Genomic DNA, 18791 nt, shown 5'->3' with positions numbered 1-18791 from the left:
ACAAATATAAAAGGTAAATTCGAGGGTTTCATCATTTTTATTCCAAAATATTTTTGCAATCGGGTTATTATTACTTTATTTGCGGTAGAAAATAAAAATACATAAAAATATCTATCACCATGAATGAATTGTTAAAAAATCTGGGGGTAATCATACTCCTTATCGGTGTTATTATCTTAGCTGTACCAGCTTTGAATGGAGGGATATCAAACAGCATCCTTTTAGCTGGTTTAGGAGTAATTATTCTGGGTTATATCAGTCATATTGTAATTAACAAAAGACTTGATTAAGTAAATTGCACACACAGTTAAAATAAAAGGAGGCTTCTTATCCAAGAAGCCTCCTTTTATTTTGTCACTTACTTTTATAAGTCAAGCTTCGCCCTTTGGTATGAAATCTCCAAAGTTTGCAGTCTTATTCCCAGTCTGCTCCTCAAATTTAGACAGATTATCTTGTAAAGCAAACAACAAACGTTTTGCATTATCCGGAGTAAGTATCAAACGACTCTTCACCTGAGCTTTTGCCACTCCTGGAACTACCCGGATAAAATCCAATATAAATTCAGATGAAGAATGAGATATGATAGCAAGATTGGCATAAGTGCCCTGAGCCATTTCCTCGGAAAGCTCTATTTGAATCTCGTTGGTCGGATTGTTATTTTCCATGATTTTATCTGTTGATTATTATTTAGAGACAAATATAATATATTAATCAGATATACCCCAATAAAAAAGGCCACCTTCACAGGCAGCCTTTTTTCAGTTGTGTTTTTAATTCTCAATTCTTTAGACCAATGTAAAAAAATACCTTATTGTGTTTTATCGTTATAATCTTGACGCTTACACTAAGGTAATACCTTAGTTAGATTTCTTATCTAATATTAACAATACAAAGGTAAGGGTTTAACAGACTCCCCCCAAATACTTTTTTAGCATTATATGATACTTTTCCGTCATTATATACTTTATCTTTGAACAAATTCACTACATCCCTTAAATTTTAAAGCGTGAATTCAAATATTTCTCACGATATTCCGTAGGAGTCATACCCTTCCGCTTTTTAAAGGTTCTGTTAAAATTTGACAAATTATTAAATCCACATTTATAACATATCTCGGAAATCGTATCACTTGTATCCATTAATTTTCTTATCGCCTCTGAAATACGAATATCATTTAATATATCGATAAAAGTCTTTCCCGTCCATTTTTTCAAAAAGCGGGTAAGTGAAGATTCACTCATACTCACCAAAGAGGCTATTTCTGTAAAAGATATCGTATTGTGGTAGTTTTCATGCAAAAAGAACATGATCCTTTTCAATCTATCGTTATCATCCTCACTAAAATTTTTAACCGTATTCGAAGCGTTTAACTTACGCACATCAGTATCCAAAGATAAATCCTTCAGAATATTAATCAAACGCAATAAGTTATGAAAGGATTCGGACCCCTCACTGGTCAGTTTTTGCAACTCAGGTTGGATCTTAGCAATGACATCCCGACTAAACAGCAAACCGCAAGATGCCTTTTCAAACATCTCTTTAATCGTCTTAAAATGGCGTTTATTAATTAGGCTATCAAATAAGGATTCATGGAACTGTATCGTTATTTCTCTTATCTCTGTAGAGGTACAAGTATGATTCGAATAAGCATGTTTAACACCTCCTGCAACCAATACCAATTCTAAATCGGACATCACATCTACCGAGTCTCCCACTGCACGGATAGCCCCACACGCATTCTCTATATAGTTCAATTCAAATACAGAATGGACATGCAACGGATATACAAAACTGCGATTAGACCGTTGCATGACCAAAAAACAATCTTCGGCCGAAAGAGAAATGCGCTCTTCTAAAATATTAGCATCATCCATAGGCCTGATATTTTACTGAATAAGCAAAGTTGAAATTACCGGACAATGATCAGAAGGATACAAATGATTCAAAGTCTCGGTCAGTACACCGTGACTCAGCACTTTAATATTCCCTTTTACAAAAATATAATCAATCCATTCACGTTTATCGAAAGGAATACGTCCGTAATCGTGGAATGTCCATTCCGGTCCATATCGCAATGGAGCAATAGTACGTGTATGTGTCAGATGGCGAGAATCACTGGCATTTGTTAAAACCTGTATAGGTTCATCCTCAGGAGCAGCATTAAAGTCTCCTGTTACAATAGAAGGTAAATTCTTTCCTTTCACTTTCACCTGCTCTAAAACCAGAGAAGCACCTTCATGACGAGCAACTTTTCCTACATGGTCTAAATGAGTGTTCAAGAAGAAAAATTTCTTACCTGAAACTTTATCTTTAAGGATAGCCCAGGTCGCCACGCGTTCGCAGGCAGCATCCCAACCTTTTTTCCCTATTGCATTCATATCTTCAGCCAACCAGAAGTTACCGCTATCTTCTACTGTAAAACGATCTTTCTTGAAGAAAATCGGAGAATATTCACCTTTTGTTTTACCATCTTCCCGTCCTACACCAACATAAGTATAACCGGGCAAACGCTCCAGCAAATCTGTCAACTGATGATGCAGTACTTCTTGAGCACCAAATATATCTACATCATAGAATTTTATTACGTTGGCGGCCAAATCTTTCCGGTATGTCCACTGGTTCTCCTTGTCGTTAGGCGTATCCATCCGGATATTAAAAGACATCACATTCATCTCATTCTTTGCACGTTGAGCAAATAAGACATTGGCAGATAACAAAACCGCAACAAATAAAAGTAAGATTCTTTTCATATTTCAAAATATTTAAATTTCATGGTAATACACAAAGATAGAGACTCTCCGGTATTATCCAAACTAAAAAAACAAGATACTTCTTTGTTTTTTCCACAAAAAAAGCTGCCTGGAATTACCAGACAGCTTTTTATTATATAGACATCACTTTTTATTCATCGTCTCTGTCCATCGTATTAAAGTCTACGACATTTTTACGATTGGCAAATATACGTTCAAATTCATCCTTAGCACCAACAACTAATTTATCAAAATCACGCTGCCCAGTACCTGCAGGAATTAAGTGACCACAAATTACATTTTCTTTCAAACCTTCCAAACGGTCTACCTTTCCGTTGATAGCAGCTTCGTTCAACACTTTGGTAGTTTCCTGGAAAGATGCAGCAGACATAAAACTGTTTGTCTGCAAAGCAGCACGGGTAATACCCTGAAGAATCTGGTTTGCAGTAGCAGGAACAGCATCACGAACCTGAACCAATTTCAAGTCGCGGCGTTTCAACATACTGTTTTCATCTCTCAACTTGCGGGCAGTTACAATCTGACCAGCCTGCATTGTCTGAGAATCACCGGCATCCATAACAACTTTCTTGCCCCAGATACGGTCATTTTCATCCATTACTTCCAGCTTATCAACAACCTGCTGTTCAAGGAAGCGAGTATCTCCCGGATCAACCACTTCTACTTTACGCATCATCTGACGAACGATAACCTCAAAGTGCTTGTCGTTAATCTTCACACCCTGTAGACGATAAACGTCCTGAACCTCATTCACGATATATTCCTGAACAGCTGTCGGACCTTTAATTGCCAAGATATCAGAAGGAGTAATAGCACCATCAGACAACGGCATGCCTGCACGGATATAGTCGTTCTCCTGTACAAGCAACTGCTTGGACAAAGGCACCATATATTTCTTCACTTCACCCAGTTTGGATGTAACTGTGATTTCACGATTACCACGCTTAATTTTACCGAAGCCTATTTCACCATCAATTTCAGAAACGACAGCCGGATTAGACGGGTTACGCGCCTCGAACAACTCGGTAACACGAGGAAGACCACCAGTGATATCACCAGCCTTACCTACTGCACGCGGTATCTTAACCAAAACCTCACCTGCTTTAACCGCATCACCATTGTCTTTCACAACGTGAGCACCCAAAGGCAGAGAATAGTTCTTCAGATAATTACCGTTTTCATCAACGATATGAGCAGCCGGAGCCTTAGTCTTATCCTTAGATTCGATGATGATCTTTTCTTTCAAACCTGTAGTTTCGTCACTTTCTACTTTGTAAGTAAGGTTTTCTACCAAACTTTCAAATTCGATTTTACCGGAAACTTCAGATACGATAACAGCATTGAACGGGTCCCATTCAATAATTACATCACCCTTTGAAATCTTATCTCCGTTATTGAAAAATAATTTAGAACCGTAAGGTATATTATGAGTCAGCAATACAATTTTAGTATTCGGATCCACAATACGCATTTCGGCCAAACGGCTCACTACAACCTGGAAGTTCTTTCCTCCTTCTGTAGCTTCTACAGCACGAAGTTCGTCTATTTCCAGAATACCGTCGTATTTAGATGTAATACTATTTTCTGTTGCAATGTTAGACGCGATACCACCGACGTGGAATGTACGCAATGTTAACTGTGTACCCGGCTCACCGATAGACTGTGCAGCGATAACCCCTACAACTTCACCTTTCTGAACCATCCGGTTAGTTGCAAGGTTACGTCCGTAACACTTAGCACAAACACCCTTCTTGGATTCACAAGTCAATACTGAACGGATTTCAACACTTTCAATCGGAGATTCCTGAATCTTCTTAGCTGCATCTTCACGAATTTCTTCACCTGCTTTTACAATAATTTCACCTGTAATAGGATGAACTATATCATGCACAGAAACACGTCCCAGAATACGTTCGTACAAAGAAGCAATAACTTCTTCATTATTCTTCAACTCGGTACAAATCAAACCACGGAGTGTACCACAGTCTTCTTCGTTAATAATCACATCATGCGATACGTCAACAAGACGACGAGTCAGATATCCGGCATCGGCAGTCTTCAAAGCTGTATCCGCCAAACCTTTACGGGCACCGTGAGTAGAGATAAAGTACTCAAGCACCGACAGACCTTCCTTAAAGTTAGAAAGAATCGGGTTTTCAATAATCTGACCACCTTCAGCACCGCTCTTCTGCGGTTTTGCCATCAAACCACGCATACCAGACAACTGGCGAATCTGTTCTTTAGAACCACGGGCTCCGGAGTCCATCATCATAAAGACAGAGTTGAAACCATCGTTATCTTCAGTCAACTGTTTAATCAAAATGTTAGACAGTTTACTGTTGACGTGTGTCCAAGTATCGATAATCTGGTTGTAACGTTCGTTGTAGGTAATGAAACCCATGTTATAGTTAGCAAGAATCTGCTCAACTTCTTCATAACCTTCATTAACCAATGTATCTTTTTCAGGTGGAATAAGTACGTCCGCCAAGTTAAAGGACAGACCTCCCTTAAATGCCATATAGTAACCCAAGTTCTTAATATCATCAAGGAACTGGGCCGTACGGGCAACTCCACAAGTTTTGATTACCTTACCGATAATATCACGAAGAGACTTCTTTCCTAATACTTCGTTAATATAACCTACTTCTGCCGGAACAAATTCATTTACCATTAAACGTCCGACTGAAGTTTCAACCTGCTTCCTAACCGGGTTACCTTCTCCGTCGATGTCATCTACATATACTTTAATCGGAGCGTGGATATCCACCTTCTTTTCATTATATGCAATTGTTGCTTCTTCCTGGCCATAGAACACCAGACCTTCACCTAACGTATTCTTACGAATCTTCGTAATATAGTACAAACCTAACACCATATCCTGAGAAGGCACAGTAATAGGAGCACCATTGGCCGGGTTCAAAATGTTATGAGAAGCAAGCATCAACATCTGCGCTTCCAAAATAGCCTCATTACCTAAAGGCAAGTGAACAGCCATCTGGTCACCGTCAAAGTCGGCATTAAACGCCGTACAAGCTAACGGATGCAACTGGATAGCCTTACCTTCAATCAGCTTAGGCTGGAATGCTTGGATACCCAGACGGTGCAGTGTCGGAGCACGGTTCAATAATACAGGATGACCTTTCATCACATATTCCAAAATATCCCAAACAACGGGTTCTTTACGGTCTACAATCTTCTTTGCAGATTTAACCGTCTTTACAATACCGCGTTCTATCAATTTACGAATAACGAAAGGTTTATAAAGTTCTGCAGCCATACCTTTAGGCAGACCACATTCGTGCATTTTCAATTCCGGACCTACAACGATAACCGAACGAGCTGAATAGTCAACACGTTTACCTAACAAGTTCTGACGGAAACGACCTTGTTTACCTTTCAAACTGTCAGAAAGAGATTTCAACGGACGGTTAGCATCTGTTTTAACAGCACTCGATTTACGAGAGTTATCAAACAAAGAGTCCACAGCTTCCTGAAGCATACGTTTTTCATTACGTAAGATTACTTCCGGAGCCTTAATATCAATTAATCGTTTCAGACGGTTATTACGGATAATAACACGACGATACAAATCATTCAAATCTGAAGTTGCAAAACGACCACCATCCAGCGGAACCAACGGACGCAATTCCGGCGGAATAACAGGTACTACTTTCACGATCATCCATTCCGGTTTGTTACGTCCTTTAGACGCACGGAAAGATTCTACTACCTGCAGACGTTTCAAAGCCTCATTCTTACGTTGCTGCGAACTATCCGTACTAGCACGGTGGCGCAACTCATAAGACAATGTATCCAAATCCAAACGAGCCAGCAAATCATAGATAGCTTCTGCACCTATCTTTGCAATAAACTTATTCGGGTCTGTATCTTCCAACATCTGGTTTTCCTTAGGCAGGTTATCCAGAATCTGCAGATATTCTTCTTCTGAAAGCAAGTCTAATTCAGCAACAGTGTCTACACAACCCGGCTGAATAACAACATAACGTTCATAGTAAATAATTGAATCAAGTTTCTTGGTTGGTAAGCCTAACAAGTAACCGATTTTGTTGGGCAGAGAACGGAAATACCAAATGTGAGCAACAGGAACAACCAAATGAATATGTCCCATACGTTCACGACGCACCTTCTTTTCTGTAACTTCTACCCCGCAACGATCGCAGACAATACCTTTATAACGAATACGTTTGTATTTACCGCAATGGCATTCGTAATCCTTAATCGGACCAAAAATACGTTCGCAGAAAAGACCGTCACGTTCAGGTTTATACGTACGATAGTTAATCGTTTCCGGTTTTAAAACTTCGCCACTGGAGTTCTCAAGAATTTCTTCAGGAGAAGCCAAACCGATGGTTATTTTTGAAAAGTTACTCTTTATCTTGTTTTCTTTTCTAAAAGCCATATTGTTTATTTATAAAGAGTTATCGATGGTTAAGTAGATGAGCCTAAACTCATCTACTTATATTGTTGTTGAATTAATCAAGAGTAAAGCTTAAACCAAGACCTCTCAGCTCGTGCAGCAACACGTTCAAAGATTCAGGAATACCAGGTTGTGGCATCTGATCACCTTTCACTATTGCTTCATATGCTTTAGAACGTCCTACGACGTCGTCAGACTTAATTGTAAGAATTTCTTGTAGAACATGAGCTGCACCGAATGCTTCCAGTGCCCAAACTTCCATTTCTCCGAAACGCTGACCACCAAACTGTGCCTTACCACCCAGAGGCTGCTGTGTAATAAGAGAGTACGGACCGATTGAACGGGCATGCATCTTATCATCAACCATGTGACCCAGTTTCAGGAAGTAAGTAACACCTACTGTAGCCGGCTGGTCAAAACGTTCGCCGGTTCCACCATCGTAAAGATAAGATTTACCATAGCGGGGAACACCAGCTTTATCTGTCATTGCATTCAAATCATCCAATGAAGCACCGTCGAAAATAGGAGTCGCAAACTTAACGCCCATAGAACGGCCGGCCCAACCTAATACAGCTTCAAATATCTGTCCCAGGTTCATACGGGAAGGCACACCCAGCGGATTCAAGCAAATATCAACCGGAGTTCCGTCTTCAAGGAACGGCATATCTTCCTGACGCACAATCTTGGAAACAATACCTTTATTTCCATGACGACCTGCCATCTTATCACCGACCTGAATCTTACGTTTCTTCGCAATATAAACTTTAGCCATCTGAACAATACCTGTGGGCAGTTCATCACCAATCGTAAGGTCAAATTTCTTACGTCTCAGTTCAGCATCCAGTTCTTTATATTTCTTCAGGTAATTCAATATGACCTGCTTGATAAGCTCATTTTTATCAGCATCAGCAGTCCATTTACTAACCTGAACAGCATTATAATCCAACTCTTCCAAAGCCTTGCGTGTGAATTTAGCACCCTTCGCAATCACTTCCGTATTCATATAATCCTTTACACCCTGAGAAACTTTTCCGTTAGTAAGAGTCAATATTTTTTCTACCAGCAGATTCTTCAGGTCAGCCATCTTCATTTCGTATTCTTCATCCAGCTTCGGCAGAATCGCCTTGTCTGTCAGTCTTGACTTACGCTTTTTGACAGCTTTAGAGAACAGAGCGGTTTCGATAACAACACCACGAAGTGACGGAGTTGCTTTTAAAGAAGCATCTTTTACATCACCAGCCTTGTCACCAAAGATTGCACGAAGTAATTTTTCTTCCGGAGAAGGATCTGATTCACCCTTCGGAGTAATCTTACCGATCAATATATCACCCGGTTCGATGCGAGCACCTACACGAACAATACCTCTTTCATCCAAATCTTTCGTAGCTTCTTCGCTCACGTTAGGTATATCAGAAGTCAACTCTTCCATACCACGTTTTGTTTCACGCACTTCAAGAATATATTCATCCACATGAACAGAAGTAAAGAAGTCCTCACGAACCATACGTTCGTTCAGAACGATAGCATCCTCATAGTTATATCCCTTCCAAGGCATATAAGCAACCTTCACATTACGTCCTAATGCCAACTCTCCATTTTGAGTAGAATAACCTTCAGTCAAAATATCACCGGCAGCAACACGCTGTCCGCGATGGCAAATCGGTCGCAAGTCTACAGTCGTACTTTGGTTCGTCTTACGCCATTTAGGAATATTATAAGAAACAACCGCGTCTTCGAAGCTAACAAACTCTTCATCTTCCGTACGGTCATATTTTATCTTGATACAAGTAGCATCTACGTAAACAACCTCACCTGCACGTTCTGCCATAATCTGAGTACGGGAGTCACGAGCTACCTGAGCTTCAATACCCGTACCTACGATAGGAGCATCCGTACGCAACAAAGGAACTGCCTGGCGCATCATGTTAGATCCCATCAATGCACGGTTCGCATCATCATGTTCCAGGAACGGAATCAAAGAAGCTGCGATGGAAGCAATCTGTTGAGGAGCCACGTCCATCAAGTCGATTTCAGAAGGCGGAACAACAGGGAAATCAGCCTCAAAACGAGCTTTTACCCTATCACGGACAAATTTACCTTCATCGTCCAATGGAGCATTACCCTGTGCAATCGTCATTTCTTCTTCCTCTTCTGCAGTATAATACTCCAGACCTTCTTCTGAGAAATCAACTTTTCCTTCTACGACCTTACGATACGGCGTTGATATGAAACCTAATTCATTAATCTTTGCATATACGCACAAAGAGGAAATCAAACCGATATTCGGACCTTCCGGTGTTTCAATAGGACAAAGACGACCATAATGCGTATAGTGAACGTCACGAACCTCGAAGCCAGCACGTTCTCTGGACAAACCACCCGGTCCAAGGGCAGAAAGACGACGTTTATGAGTAATCTCAGCCAACGGGTTTGTCTGGTCCATAAACTGAGACAAAGCATTTGTTCCGAAGAAAGAATTTACAACAGAAGAAATTGTCTTCGCATTAATCAAATCTATCGGAGTAAACACTTCGTTATCACGCACATTCATACGTTCACGAACAGTACGGGACATACGAGCCAAACCAATACCAAACTGGTTATACAGCTGTTCACCCACAGTACGTACACGACGGTTACTTAAGTGGTCGATATCATCAACTACAGCTTTCGAATTAATCAATTCAATCAGGTATTTGATGATTTCGATTATATCTTCTTTAGTTAAAACCTTTATATCATCATTAGTAGAAAGGTTCAACTTTTTATTAATTCTGTAACGCCCTACTTCACCTAAATCATAACGTTTTTCAGAGAAGAACAGATTCTGTATTACTTCACGGGCACTTGCTTCATCTGCAGGCTCTGCATTACGCAACTGACGGTAAATATACAATACAGCTTCTTTTTCAGAGTTACTTGGATCTTTCTGAAGCGTATTATAGATGATGGCATAATCGGACAAATTCTGATCTTCGCGGTGCAACAAAATATTTTGTGTACCTGATTCCAGAATAGCCTCAATATTATCGGCATCAAGAACCGATTCACGGTCAATAATAACGTCATTACGTTCAATAGAAACAACTTCACCGGTATCTTCATCCACGAAATCTTCCACCCAAGTCTTCAAAACACGAGCAGCCAATTTACGACCAATCATTTTTTTCAGATTAGTCTTTGTAACTTTTACTTCTTCGGCAAGATTGAAGATTTCAAGAATGTCCTTATCGCTTTCAAAACCAATGGCTCTTAATAGAGTTGTTACAGGTAATTTCTTTTTACGGTCGATGTAAGCATACATCACATTATTGATGTCAGTTGCAAACTCGATCCATGAACCTTTAAAAGGTATGATACGCGCAGAATACAACTTCGTACCGTTTGCGTGAATACTTTGTCCGAAGAATACGCCAGGAGAACGGTGTAACTGCGAAACAACAACACGCTCTGCACCGTTTATAACGAAAGTTCCCCTATCCGTCATATACGGGATCGGGCCCAGATATACATCCTGGATCACTGTATCAAAGTCTTCGTGATCAGGGTCTGTACAATACAGTTTTAACTTCGCTTTTAAAGGTACACTATAAGTTAATCCACGAGCAATACACTCATCAATTGTATAACGGGGCGGATCTATATAGTAATCTAAGAACTCCAACACAAAATTGTTACGAGTATCTGCTATAGGGAAATTCTCAGCAAATACCTTATACAAACCCTCCTTCTTTCTTTTCTCTGGAGGTGTGTCAAGTTGAAGAAAGTCTTGGAAAGACTTCAATTGTACTTCGAGAAAGTCCGGATATGGAAACTGATTTTTGATCGAAGCAAAATTAACTCTTTGGTTTTCAGCTGTTGAAGACATCTAGTAAGGAATTTATTGAACTTATTGAAATTATAGACACAAAAAGGTTAAGAATCTCCTTTTGGGAGACTCTTAACCAAATCACCTGATTACCAGGTTATAAATACTATTTAAGCTCAACTTCAGCTCCAGCTTCTTCCAACTGTTTCTTCAATGCTTCAGCGTCTGCTTTAGCGATTCCTTCTTTGATAGCGCTAGGAGCACCATCTACCATATCTTTAGCTTCTTTCAGACCAAGTCCAGTTAATTCCTTAACTAACTTAACGATAGCTAATTTATTTGCACCAGCTGCTTTCAATACAACATCGAAAGATGTTTTTTCTTCAGCAGCGGCAGCAGCGCCACCAGCAGCAGGACCAGCAACAGCAACAGCTGCAGCTGCAGGTTCGATACCATATTCTTCTTTCAGGATTGTAGCCAGTTCGCTAACTTCTTTTACGGTCAGGTTTACTAATTGTTCTGCAAAAGCTTTCAAATCTGCCATTTTTGTATGATTTAAATGTTTGTTTATCAAATAAAAATTAAAAAATTATCTTTCTTCCAAAGTCTTCAACAGACCATGGATAGTTTGTCCTGATGACTGAAGAGCAGAAATAACGTTCTTCGCCGGAGATTGCAACAACATGATAACATCTCCGATAAGTTCGTTTTTGCTCTTGATGCTTACTAAAGCGTCGAGGTTTTCTGCACCCACATAGAAACTTTCCTGTACATAGGCAGCCTTCAATTCAGGTTTTGCAATTTGACCTTTCTTCGCATCTTTAGTAAAATCTTTAATCAGACGTGCAGGAGCATTAGCAACCTGTGAGAACATCACAGCTGTATTGCCTTTCATTGAATCAAATAGAGGAGAAAAATCGCCTTCTACATTTTCCAATGCTTTCTTAAGCAAGTTATTCTTAACAACAACCAACTTAATTTCCTGTTTGAAACATTCCCGTCTCAATTTGCTGGTTTTCTCAGCATTCAATGCTTCGATATCAGTCAAATAAAAATTAGGATATGATTTTACAGTTTCTGCCAGTTGACTTATAATTACGCCTTTATCTTCCTTTTTCATTGTCCAATAATTTTAATTAGTTTTCTTCAACTGATTTGGGGTCAATTTTAATACCCGCACTCATTGTACTTGAAAGATAAATGCTCTTTATATATGTACCTTTAGCAGCAGACGGTTTCAATTTCAAAAGAGTTGAAATGAATTCTTTTGCATTGTCACGAATCTGATCGGCATTGAAAGATACCTTACCGATTGAAGTATGGACAATACCTGATTTGTCTACCTTAAAGTCGATCTTACCTTGTTTAACTTCCTTCACCGCGTTTCCAATTTCATTGGTAACCGTACCACTCTTAGGGTTAGGCATCAAACCGCGAGGTCCTAATACTCTACCCAGAGCACCGATTTTACCCATGATTGAAGGCATAGTGATAATCACGTCAATATCGGTCCAACCGCCTTTAATCTTTTCAATATACTCATCTAATCCGACAAAATCAGCACCAGCAGCTGTTGCTTCAGCTTCCTTGTCGGGCGTACATAATGCGAGAACACGAACTTGCTTACCAGTCCCATGAGGCAATGAAACCACGCCTCTTACCATTTGATTGGCTTTACGAGGGTCAACACCTAAACGGACATCAACATCTACAGAAGCGTCAAACTTAGTTGTGGTAATTTCTTTTACCAAAGCTGAAGCTTCTTTTAATGTATATGCTTTCCCAGCTTCAATTTTACCCAAAGCCAACTTTTGATTTTTTGTAAGTTTACTCATCTCAATTGAAGTTTATTAGTTATTAACCGGGAATGTCCCTTTAACAGCGATACCCATACTTCTAGCTGTACCAGCAACCATTCTCATGGCAGACTCTACAGTAAAGCAGTTCAAGTCGACTAATTTGTCCTCTGCAATAGTTCTTACCTGATCCCAAGAGATTTCAGCAATCTTCTTACGATTCGGCTCAGCAGAACCACTCTTCTGTTTTGCAGCTTCCAACAATTGGATAGCAACAGGAGGGGTTTTAACAACAAAGTCGAAAGACTTATCAGCATAGTAAGTAATTACCACAGGTAAAATCTTACCAGCCTTGTCTTGGGTTCTGGCATTAAATTGCTTGCAAAACTCCATAATATTAATACCCTTAGAACCTAAAGCAGGTCCTACTGGGGGAGAAGGGTTTGCTGCTCCTCCTTTAATCTGCAATTTGATTTGTCCAGCAACTTCTTTAGCCATTGTTTCTAAATTTTTTTAGATATATAACATCGATAACAGAAAGCAGTAATACAATTCGTAACAAAAAAAGTATTATTCTTTCTCAACTTGCATATAACCCAACTCAAGCGGTGTTTTACGTCCGAAGACTTTCACCATAACCTTGAGTTTCTTTTTCTCGGCGTTGACCTCTTCGATTACACCCGTGAAACCGCTAAACGGTCCAAAAGTGATTTTAACGTTTTCACCAACATAAAATTGAATATCCAGGTCATCCTGTTGTTCCTGCAATTCATCCACCGTACCTAAAATACGGTTTACTTCAGCGGGACGTAAAGGTACGGGATTATCCGATCCACCTAAAAATCCAATTACGTTAGGAATGTTTCTTAATCGATGGGCGACTTCTCCTACTAAAGCAGCTTCAACTAATACATACCCCGGCAAGTAAGCTCTTTCTTTCATTACTTTCTTACCATTACGTACCGTGAAAGTCTTCTCTGTAGGAATAAGAACTTGTGACACATATTCTCCCAAGTCTGTATTCTTCAATTCAGCTTCGAGATACTCTCTGACTTTATTTTCCTTACCGCTAATAGCGCGCAGAACATAAAATTTCTTTTGGACATCAGACATACCTACCACTGATTAAAAGATTTTCTCATAGAAGAAACGCATCACACCTTCAAAGCCTAAGTCAACAAGAAAAATTACGACAGCGATTATCAGGGAAGCAAACATAACAACCACTGCACTATTGGAAAGTTCTTTTCTAGTTGGCCAAGAAACTTTATAAACAAGTTCGTTATAAGATTCCTTAATATAATTAATTATCTTTTTCATCGAATCTATAGATTTTTAGCACGGAAGGAGAGGCTCGAACTCCCGACACCTGGTTTTGGAGACCAGTGCTCTACCGACTGAGCTACTTCCGTAAAATAGCCAGTCCCTTAACAAGACTGGCTATATTATTATTTTGAATTAGTTTTCTAATTCTGTAATCTGACCAGCACCTACTGTACGACCACCTTCGCGGATAGCGAAACGAAGACCTACGTTACAAGCAACCGGATAGATCAATTCTACTTCGATTGTTACGTTATCACCAGGCATTACCATTTCAGTTCCTTCCGGAAGAGTGATTTCACCTGTCACGTCCAATGTACGGATATAGAACTGAGGACGATATTTGTTGTGGAACGGAGTGTGACGACCACCTTCTTCTTTCTTCAGGATATAAACCTCAGCTTTGAATTTAGAGTGTTCTTTCACTTTACCCGGGTGGCAAATTACCATACCACGTTTGATTTCGTTTTTGTCGATACCACGAAGCAACAGACCTACGTTATCACCAGCTTCACCCTGATCCAACAGTTTGCGGAACATTTCAACGCCAGTTACAACAGATTTCTTTCCATCAGCACCTAAACCGATGATCTGAACTTCTTCACCAACTTTTACGATACCTGTTTCGATACGACCTGTAGCTACAGTACCACGACCTGTGATAGAGAACACGTCTTCAACCGGCATCAAGAAAGGTTTGTCAACTTCACGCGGAGGCAGAGGAATCCATGTATCAACAGCATCCATCAACTCCATTACTTTATCTTCCCATTTTGCATCACCATTCAATGCACCCAGAGCAGAACCACGAATAATAGGAGTATTGTCACCGTCGAAATCATAGAATGAAAGAAGTTCTCTCATTTCCATTTCAACCAATTCCAACATTTCTTCGTCGTCTACCATATCACATTTGTTCATGAATACAACCAGTCTCGGTACGTTTACCTGACGAGCCAAAAGGATGTGTTCACGAGTCTGAGGCATAGGACCATCAGTTGCAGCAACTACGATGATAGCACCGTCCATCTGAGCAGCACCAGTAACCATGTTCTTAACATAGTCGGCGTGACCCGGACAGTCTACGTGAGCGTAGTGACGATTTGCAGTCGAATACTCAACGTGAGAAGTGTTAATAGTAATACCTCTTTCTTTTTCTTCAGGAGCGTTATCGATAGAGTCGAATGAACGCAGTTCTGAAAGACCTTTCTTTGCCAATACTGTTGTAATAGCAGCTGTCAAAGTAGTTTTACCGTGGTCTACGTGACCAATCGTACCAATGTTAACATGTGGTTTCGATCTGTCAAATTTCTCTTTTGCCATAACTTAATTGTTCTTTATTTGATTAATGATCATGTTCTAAAAATATCATTGAGCCGGTGCCGAGACTTGAACTCGGGACCTCTTCCTTACCAAGGAAGTGCTCTACCGCTGAGCTACACAGGCAATAAAAAGAGCGGAAGACGGGGCTCAAACCCGCGACCCTCAGCTTGGAAGGCTAATGCTCTATCAACTGAGCTACTTCCGCAATTTCAAACGAACCAATCCAGCTCATGAATTGTTTCACTTGTGTGGGCAGTGATGGATTCGAACCACCGAAGGCGAAAGCCAGCTGAGTTACAGTCAGCCCCATTTGGCCACTCTGGTAACTGCCCAAACAGTTGACAGTTGAAAATTGACAGCTGACAGATAAAAAACAGGAAAGCGACATAAACTGTCAACTGTCAACTTTCCACTGTCAACTATTTTTGAGCCTCTTGTCGGATTCGAACCAACGACCCCGAGATTACAAATCACGTGCTCTGGCCAACTGAGCTAAAGAGGCAAGCCTGCTTCAAAAAACAGCCGTTTCGTCACCAAGGCGAAACGGCTGCAAATTTAGGCATTATTTCTTACATACCAAATTTATCTACCGTTTTTTTTATTTGGCTCTGATTTTTTCCTTGAATTTAACCAACTGTTTCTGCAATGCTTCTACGCATTCGTCCACAGATTCTTCAAAAGTATCATTTACCTTTTCAGCAAAACAATCTCCATTTTTAATAATCAACCGGATTGCAGCTTCTTTATTCTTTGCAGATTCAGGCTTAACAACCTTTAAACTAACCTCTGCCGATAGAATACCGTCAAAATATTGTTCTAACTTAGCTACTTTCTTCTGAATAAACGCTTCTAATTGATCTGTTGCGTCAAAATGGATTGCTTGAATTCTAACGTCCATAATTAACCTCCTTCTTTTTGTGCTCTTGGATGAGCATGATACACTTTTTTTAATTCCTCAAAGGTTGTATGTGTATAAATACTGGTGGAAGCCAGACTGCTGTGTCCCAATAACTCTTTCACAGCATTCAACTCCGCTCCATTATTCAACATACTTGTTGCAAATGAATGTCGTAAAACGTGAGGACTGCATTTTGCTAATGTAGGAATTTCCGAAAGTTTCTTTTTTACTACCGTATAAAGAATACCCACCGAAATTTGTTCCCCGTTCTTCTTTACAAAGAACCATTCGCTCCCTGCTCCAACTTCACGATTCCGGACTTCAGTGTATGCAAGCATCAAGTTTTTTAATCTTTCTGCAAAAGGGATCAATCGCTGTTTATTTCGTTTACCTGTCACCTTTATTTGCAAAGCATCATAATCTACGTCCGTTTTTTTCAAACCGACAAGTTCAGAACGCCGTATACCGGTATCATATAACATTTCCAGCATCAACCGATCTCTCACACCCTCAAAATCCTCATCAAATCCATCCCCATCCAACAAAACCTCCATATCCTTCTCTTTTACAAAAGCAGGTAACGGCTTTTTTGTTTTAGGACCGGCTACAAACCTCAATGGATTCACAGAAACGAGTCCCTGCTTCATAAGGAATTTAAAAAAAGATTTCAAAGAACTTAATTTCCGGTTAACCGATACAGGAGAAATCTTCTCATCCAATAAAAAAATAATCCAATTTCTTACAATATCCGTATCAATCTCTTCCGGCACAAATATGCCTTCTTTTTTCTCTTTTACAAAATCTTCGAACTGCTGCAGATCTTTCGAATAGGCCTGCACTGTATAATCGGAATAATTCCTTTCATACCGAAGATAATCTAAAAACGAATCAATCAACATATTCACGTTGCATCAACTTTTATGCAACGAAAATAGGAATAAGAATTCAATAAAACAAGTCAGGTAGACAGATTTTGTTTTTTTATTCTTCTACCTGTTGCAAATGCTGAACATAGACAGCGCGCATAGTTTGCTTTCTTTTTGAAACAGATGGTTTTTCGAATGCCTGACGGCTTCTCAGTTCTTTTACAACACCTGTCTTCTCAAACTTTCTTTTGAATTTCTTCAGCGCTTTTTCAATGTTTTCGCCTTCTTTTAATGGAACTACGATCATAATTTAATTTATTATTATTGTTTAATTACTATATCCACAAATTGGGCAGCAAAATTACTGATTGTTTCGTTATTAGCAAAACTTTCCGGCTTTTTTTTAGATTGTGGTTCAAACTCTTCCTGGCAAACTCTCTTCATAAGGAGGATAATGAATGCCTTTTTCTGTGATAATTGCCGTTATTAGCTCATGGGAAGTAACATCAAATGCTGGATTATATACATTTATCCCTTCCGGAGCCATTCTTTGGGTATACCACTGCTTTGTAACCTCATCCGGATTACGCTCTTCTATTACAATAGAATTTCCGTCAGGACATTTCATGTCGATAGTCGATGTAGGTCCTAATACGTAAAATGGGATTCCGTAATGACGAGCCAGAATAGCGACACCTGAGGTTCCTATCTTATTCGCAACATCCCCATTTGCTGCAATCCGGTCACAACCTACCACAACAGCCTGTATCCAACCTTGCTGCATAACGGACGAGGCCATATTATCACAAATCAAAGTCACATCCACTCCGGCTTTATTTAATTCATAAGCCGTCAGGCGGGCTCCTTGTAACAACGGGCGGGTTTCATCTGCAAACACTTTAAAATGATACCCTCTCTCTTCTCCCAAATAAACCGGAGCCAATGCTGTACCATATTCCGATACGGCAAGGTGACCGGCATTGCAATGGGTCAAAATTCCAATACCCGGTTTCAGCAATGAAAGACAATTCTCCCCTATCCGGCGACATGCTACGGCATCTTCCTCGCGGATAGCTTCCGATTCCTTTCGCAGCAGTTCTTTTATCTGTGCAACGTTTTCCTGCTGATGAGTTATCAGCACACGTTCCATCCGGTTTAAAGCAGCAACAAGATTTACCGCAGTCGGACGTGCACCTGCAAGATATGCTTTTATCCGACCAAATTCTTTCTGAAAATCAATAACCGAATCTGTTTCTATCCCTCGGCAACCTATATAAATGCCATAAGCCGCAGCAATCCCGATAGCTGGTGCTCCACGTACCTTTAATTTATAGATGGCATCCCACACATCTTCTGGTGTAAAAAGTTTTACATACTCTTCCTTACCCGGTAACTGAGTCTGGTCCAGAATAATTACGGCATCGGCTTCGTCACTCAGACGGACTGTTTTCAAAGAGGTTATATGATTCATTTGTTATGTATGTTTCAACTATAATAAGCGATTGCAAAAATAATAACATTCCCCGGTTGTCAGTACAAGTACGTTAATATATTATACATCGCAAAAATCC

17 protein-coding genes and 5 tRNA genes are annotated in these 18791 nt (G+C 39.9%); 1 reads left to right on the top strand and 21 read right to left on the bottom strand.

Translation table 11 applies throughout. The annotated features are described in order from the left end of the window. The first annotated feature begins 119 nt into the window (after positions 1-119). Positions 120-290: a hypothetical protein gene (locus ACGE0T_RS02455; RefSeq protein WP_459188963.1), complete on the top strand. Its 171-nt coding sequence runs from the start codon at positions 120-122 to the stop codon at positions 288-290. A gap of 81 nt (positions 291-371) precedes the next feature. Here ACGE0T_RS02455 and ACGE0T_RS02450 read toward each other — a convergent pair whose 3' ends face one another. The 21 genes from ACGE0T_RS02450 to mtnA all read right to left on the bottom strand — a co-directional run bounded on the left by ACGE0T_RS02450 (position 372) and on the right by mtnA (position 18691). After that, on the bottom strand, positions 372-665 hold the full coding sequence (locus ACGE0T_RS02450; protein ID WP_459188962.1) for a DUF3467 domain-containing protein: 294 nt from the start codon (positions 663-665) through the stop codon (positions 372-374). A gap of 327 nt (positions 666-992) precedes the next feature. Beyond that, entirely contained in the window at positions 993-1874 is an 882-nt protein-coding gene (locus ACGE0T_RS02445; RefSeq protein ID WP_459188961.1) for an AraC family transcriptional regulator, read from the bottom strand. A gap of 12 nt (positions 1875-1886) precedes the next feature. Further along, a complete protein-coding gene (locus tag ACGE0T_RS02440) occupies positions 1887-2750 on the bottom strand; it encodes an endonuclease/exonuclease/phosphatase family protein (RefSeq protein ID WP_459188960.1) in 864 nt (287 codons plus the stop codon). 151 nt (positions 2751-2901) lie between these two features. Continuing rightward, positions 2902-7188, bottom strand: a complete 4287-nt coding sequence (rpoC, locus tag ACGE0T_RS02435; RefSeq protein ID WP_459188959.1) for a DNA-directed RNA polymerase subunit beta' — start codon at positions 7186-7188, stop codon at positions 2902-2904. Positions 7189-7261: 73 nt separating this feature from the next. Further along, positions 7262-11074 (bottom strand): DNA-directed RNA polymerase subunit beta, encoded by a 3813-nt coding sequence (gene rpoB / locus ACGE0T_RS02430; RefSeq protein WP_459188958.1) that lies wholly within the window; start codon positions 11072-11074, stop codon positions 7262-7264. 106 nt (positions 11075-11180) lie between these two features. Then, positions 11181-11558, bottom strand: a complete 378-nt coding sequence (gene rplL, locus ACGE0T_RS02425) for a 50S ribosomal protein L7/L12 (protein ID WP_005637133.1) — start codon at positions 11556-11558, stop codon at positions 11181-11183. Between the two features lie 45 nt (positions 11559-11603). Further along, positions 11604-12134, bottom strand: a complete 531-nt coding sequence (gene rplJ / locus ACGE0T_RS02420) for a 50S ribosomal protein L10 (RefSeq protein ID WP_459188957.1) — start codon at positions 12132-12134, stop codon at positions 11604-11606. A 16-nt stretch (positions 12135-12150) separates the two neighbouring features. After that, positions 12151-12849: a 50S ribosomal protein L1 gene (rplA, locus tag ACGE0T_RS02415; RefSeq protein WP_459188956.1), complete on the bottom strand. Its 699-nt coding sequence runs from the start codon at positions 12847-12849 to the stop codon at positions 12151-12153. Between the two features lie 15 nt (positions 12850-12864). After that, a complete protein-coding gene (gene rplK, locus ACGE0T_RS02410) occupies positions 12865-13308 on the bottom strand; it encodes a 50S ribosomal protein L11 (RefSeq protein ID WP_459188955.1) in 444 nt (147 codons plus the stop codon). A 72-nt stretch (positions 13309-13380) separates the two neighbouring features. Next, positions 13381-13923, bottom strand: a complete 543-nt coding sequence (nusG, locus tag ACGE0T_RS02405; RefSeq protein WP_459188954.1) for a transcription termination/antitermination protein NusG — start codon at positions 13921-13923, stop codon at positions 13381-13383. A gap of 12 nt (positions 13924-13935) precedes the next feature. Then, positions 13936-14130 (bottom strand): preprotein translocase subunit SecE, encoded by a 195-nt coding sequence (secE, locus tag ACGE0T_RS02400; RefSeq protein WP_459188953.1) that lies wholly within the window; start codon positions 14128-14130, stop codon positions 13936-13938. Positions 14131-14149: 19 nt separating this feature from the next. Continuing rightward, positions 14150-14222 (bottom strand) — tRNA-Trp (locus ACGE0T_RS02395). 46 nt (positions 14223-14268) lie between these two features. Beyond that, a complete protein-coding gene (gene tuf / locus ACGE0T_RS02390) occupies positions 14269-15456 on the bottom strand; it encodes an elongation factor Tu (protein WP_459188952.1) in 1188 nt (395 codons plus the stop codon). Positions 15457-15507: 51 nt separating this feature from the next. Further along, positions 15508-15579, bottom strand: a tRNA-Thr gene (locus ACGE0T_RS02385). A 9-nt stretch (positions 15580-15588) separates the two neighbouring features. After that, a tRNA-Gly gene (locus ACGE0T_RS02380) sits at positions 15589-15661 on the bottom strand. Positions 15662-15705: 44 nt separating this feature from the next. Continuing rightward, positions 15706-15788: transfer RNA gene (locus tag ACGE0T_RS02375), tRNA-Tyr, on the bottom strand. A gap of 96 nt (positions 15789-15884) precedes the next feature. Further along, positions 15885-15958 (bottom strand) — tRNA-Thr (locus ACGE0T_RS02370). Positions 15959-16054: 96 nt separating this feature from the next. After that, positions 16055-16354: a ribosome hibernation-promoting factor, HPF/YfiA family gene (hpf, locus tag ACGE0T_RS02365; protein ID WP_459188951.1), complete on the bottom strand. Its 300-nt coding sequence runs from the start codon at positions 16352-16354 to the stop codon at positions 16055-16057. A 2-nt stretch (positions 16355-16356) separates the two neighbouring features. Then, positions 16357-17253, bottom strand: coding sequence for a tyrosine recombinase XerC (locus tag ACGE0T_RS02360; RefSeq protein ID WP_459190403.1), 897 nt, complete (start codon positions 17251-17253; stop codon positions 16357-16359). Positions 17254-17335: 82 nt separating this feature from the next. Next, on the bottom strand, positions 17336-17527 hold the full coding sequence (gene rpsU / locus ACGE0T_RS02355) for a 30S ribosomal protein S21 (RefSeq protein WP_459188950.1): 192 nt from the start codon (positions 17525-17527) through the stop codon (positions 17336-17338). Positions 17528-17635: 108 nt separating this feature from the next. After that, positions 17636-18691, bottom strand: coding sequence for an S-methyl-5-thioribose-1-phosphate isomerase (gene mtnA / locus ACGE0T_RS02350; protein WP_459188949.1), 1056 nt, complete (start codon positions 18689-18691; stop codon positions 17636-17638). Positions 18692-18791: the final 100 nt, after the last annotated feature.

It is taken from the genome of Parabacteroides sp. APC149_11_2_Y6, assembly GCF_054506995.1.
The sequence above is the reverse complement of the archived record's forward strand: the minus strand, read 5'-3'. Positions and strand labels throughout refer to the sequence as shown.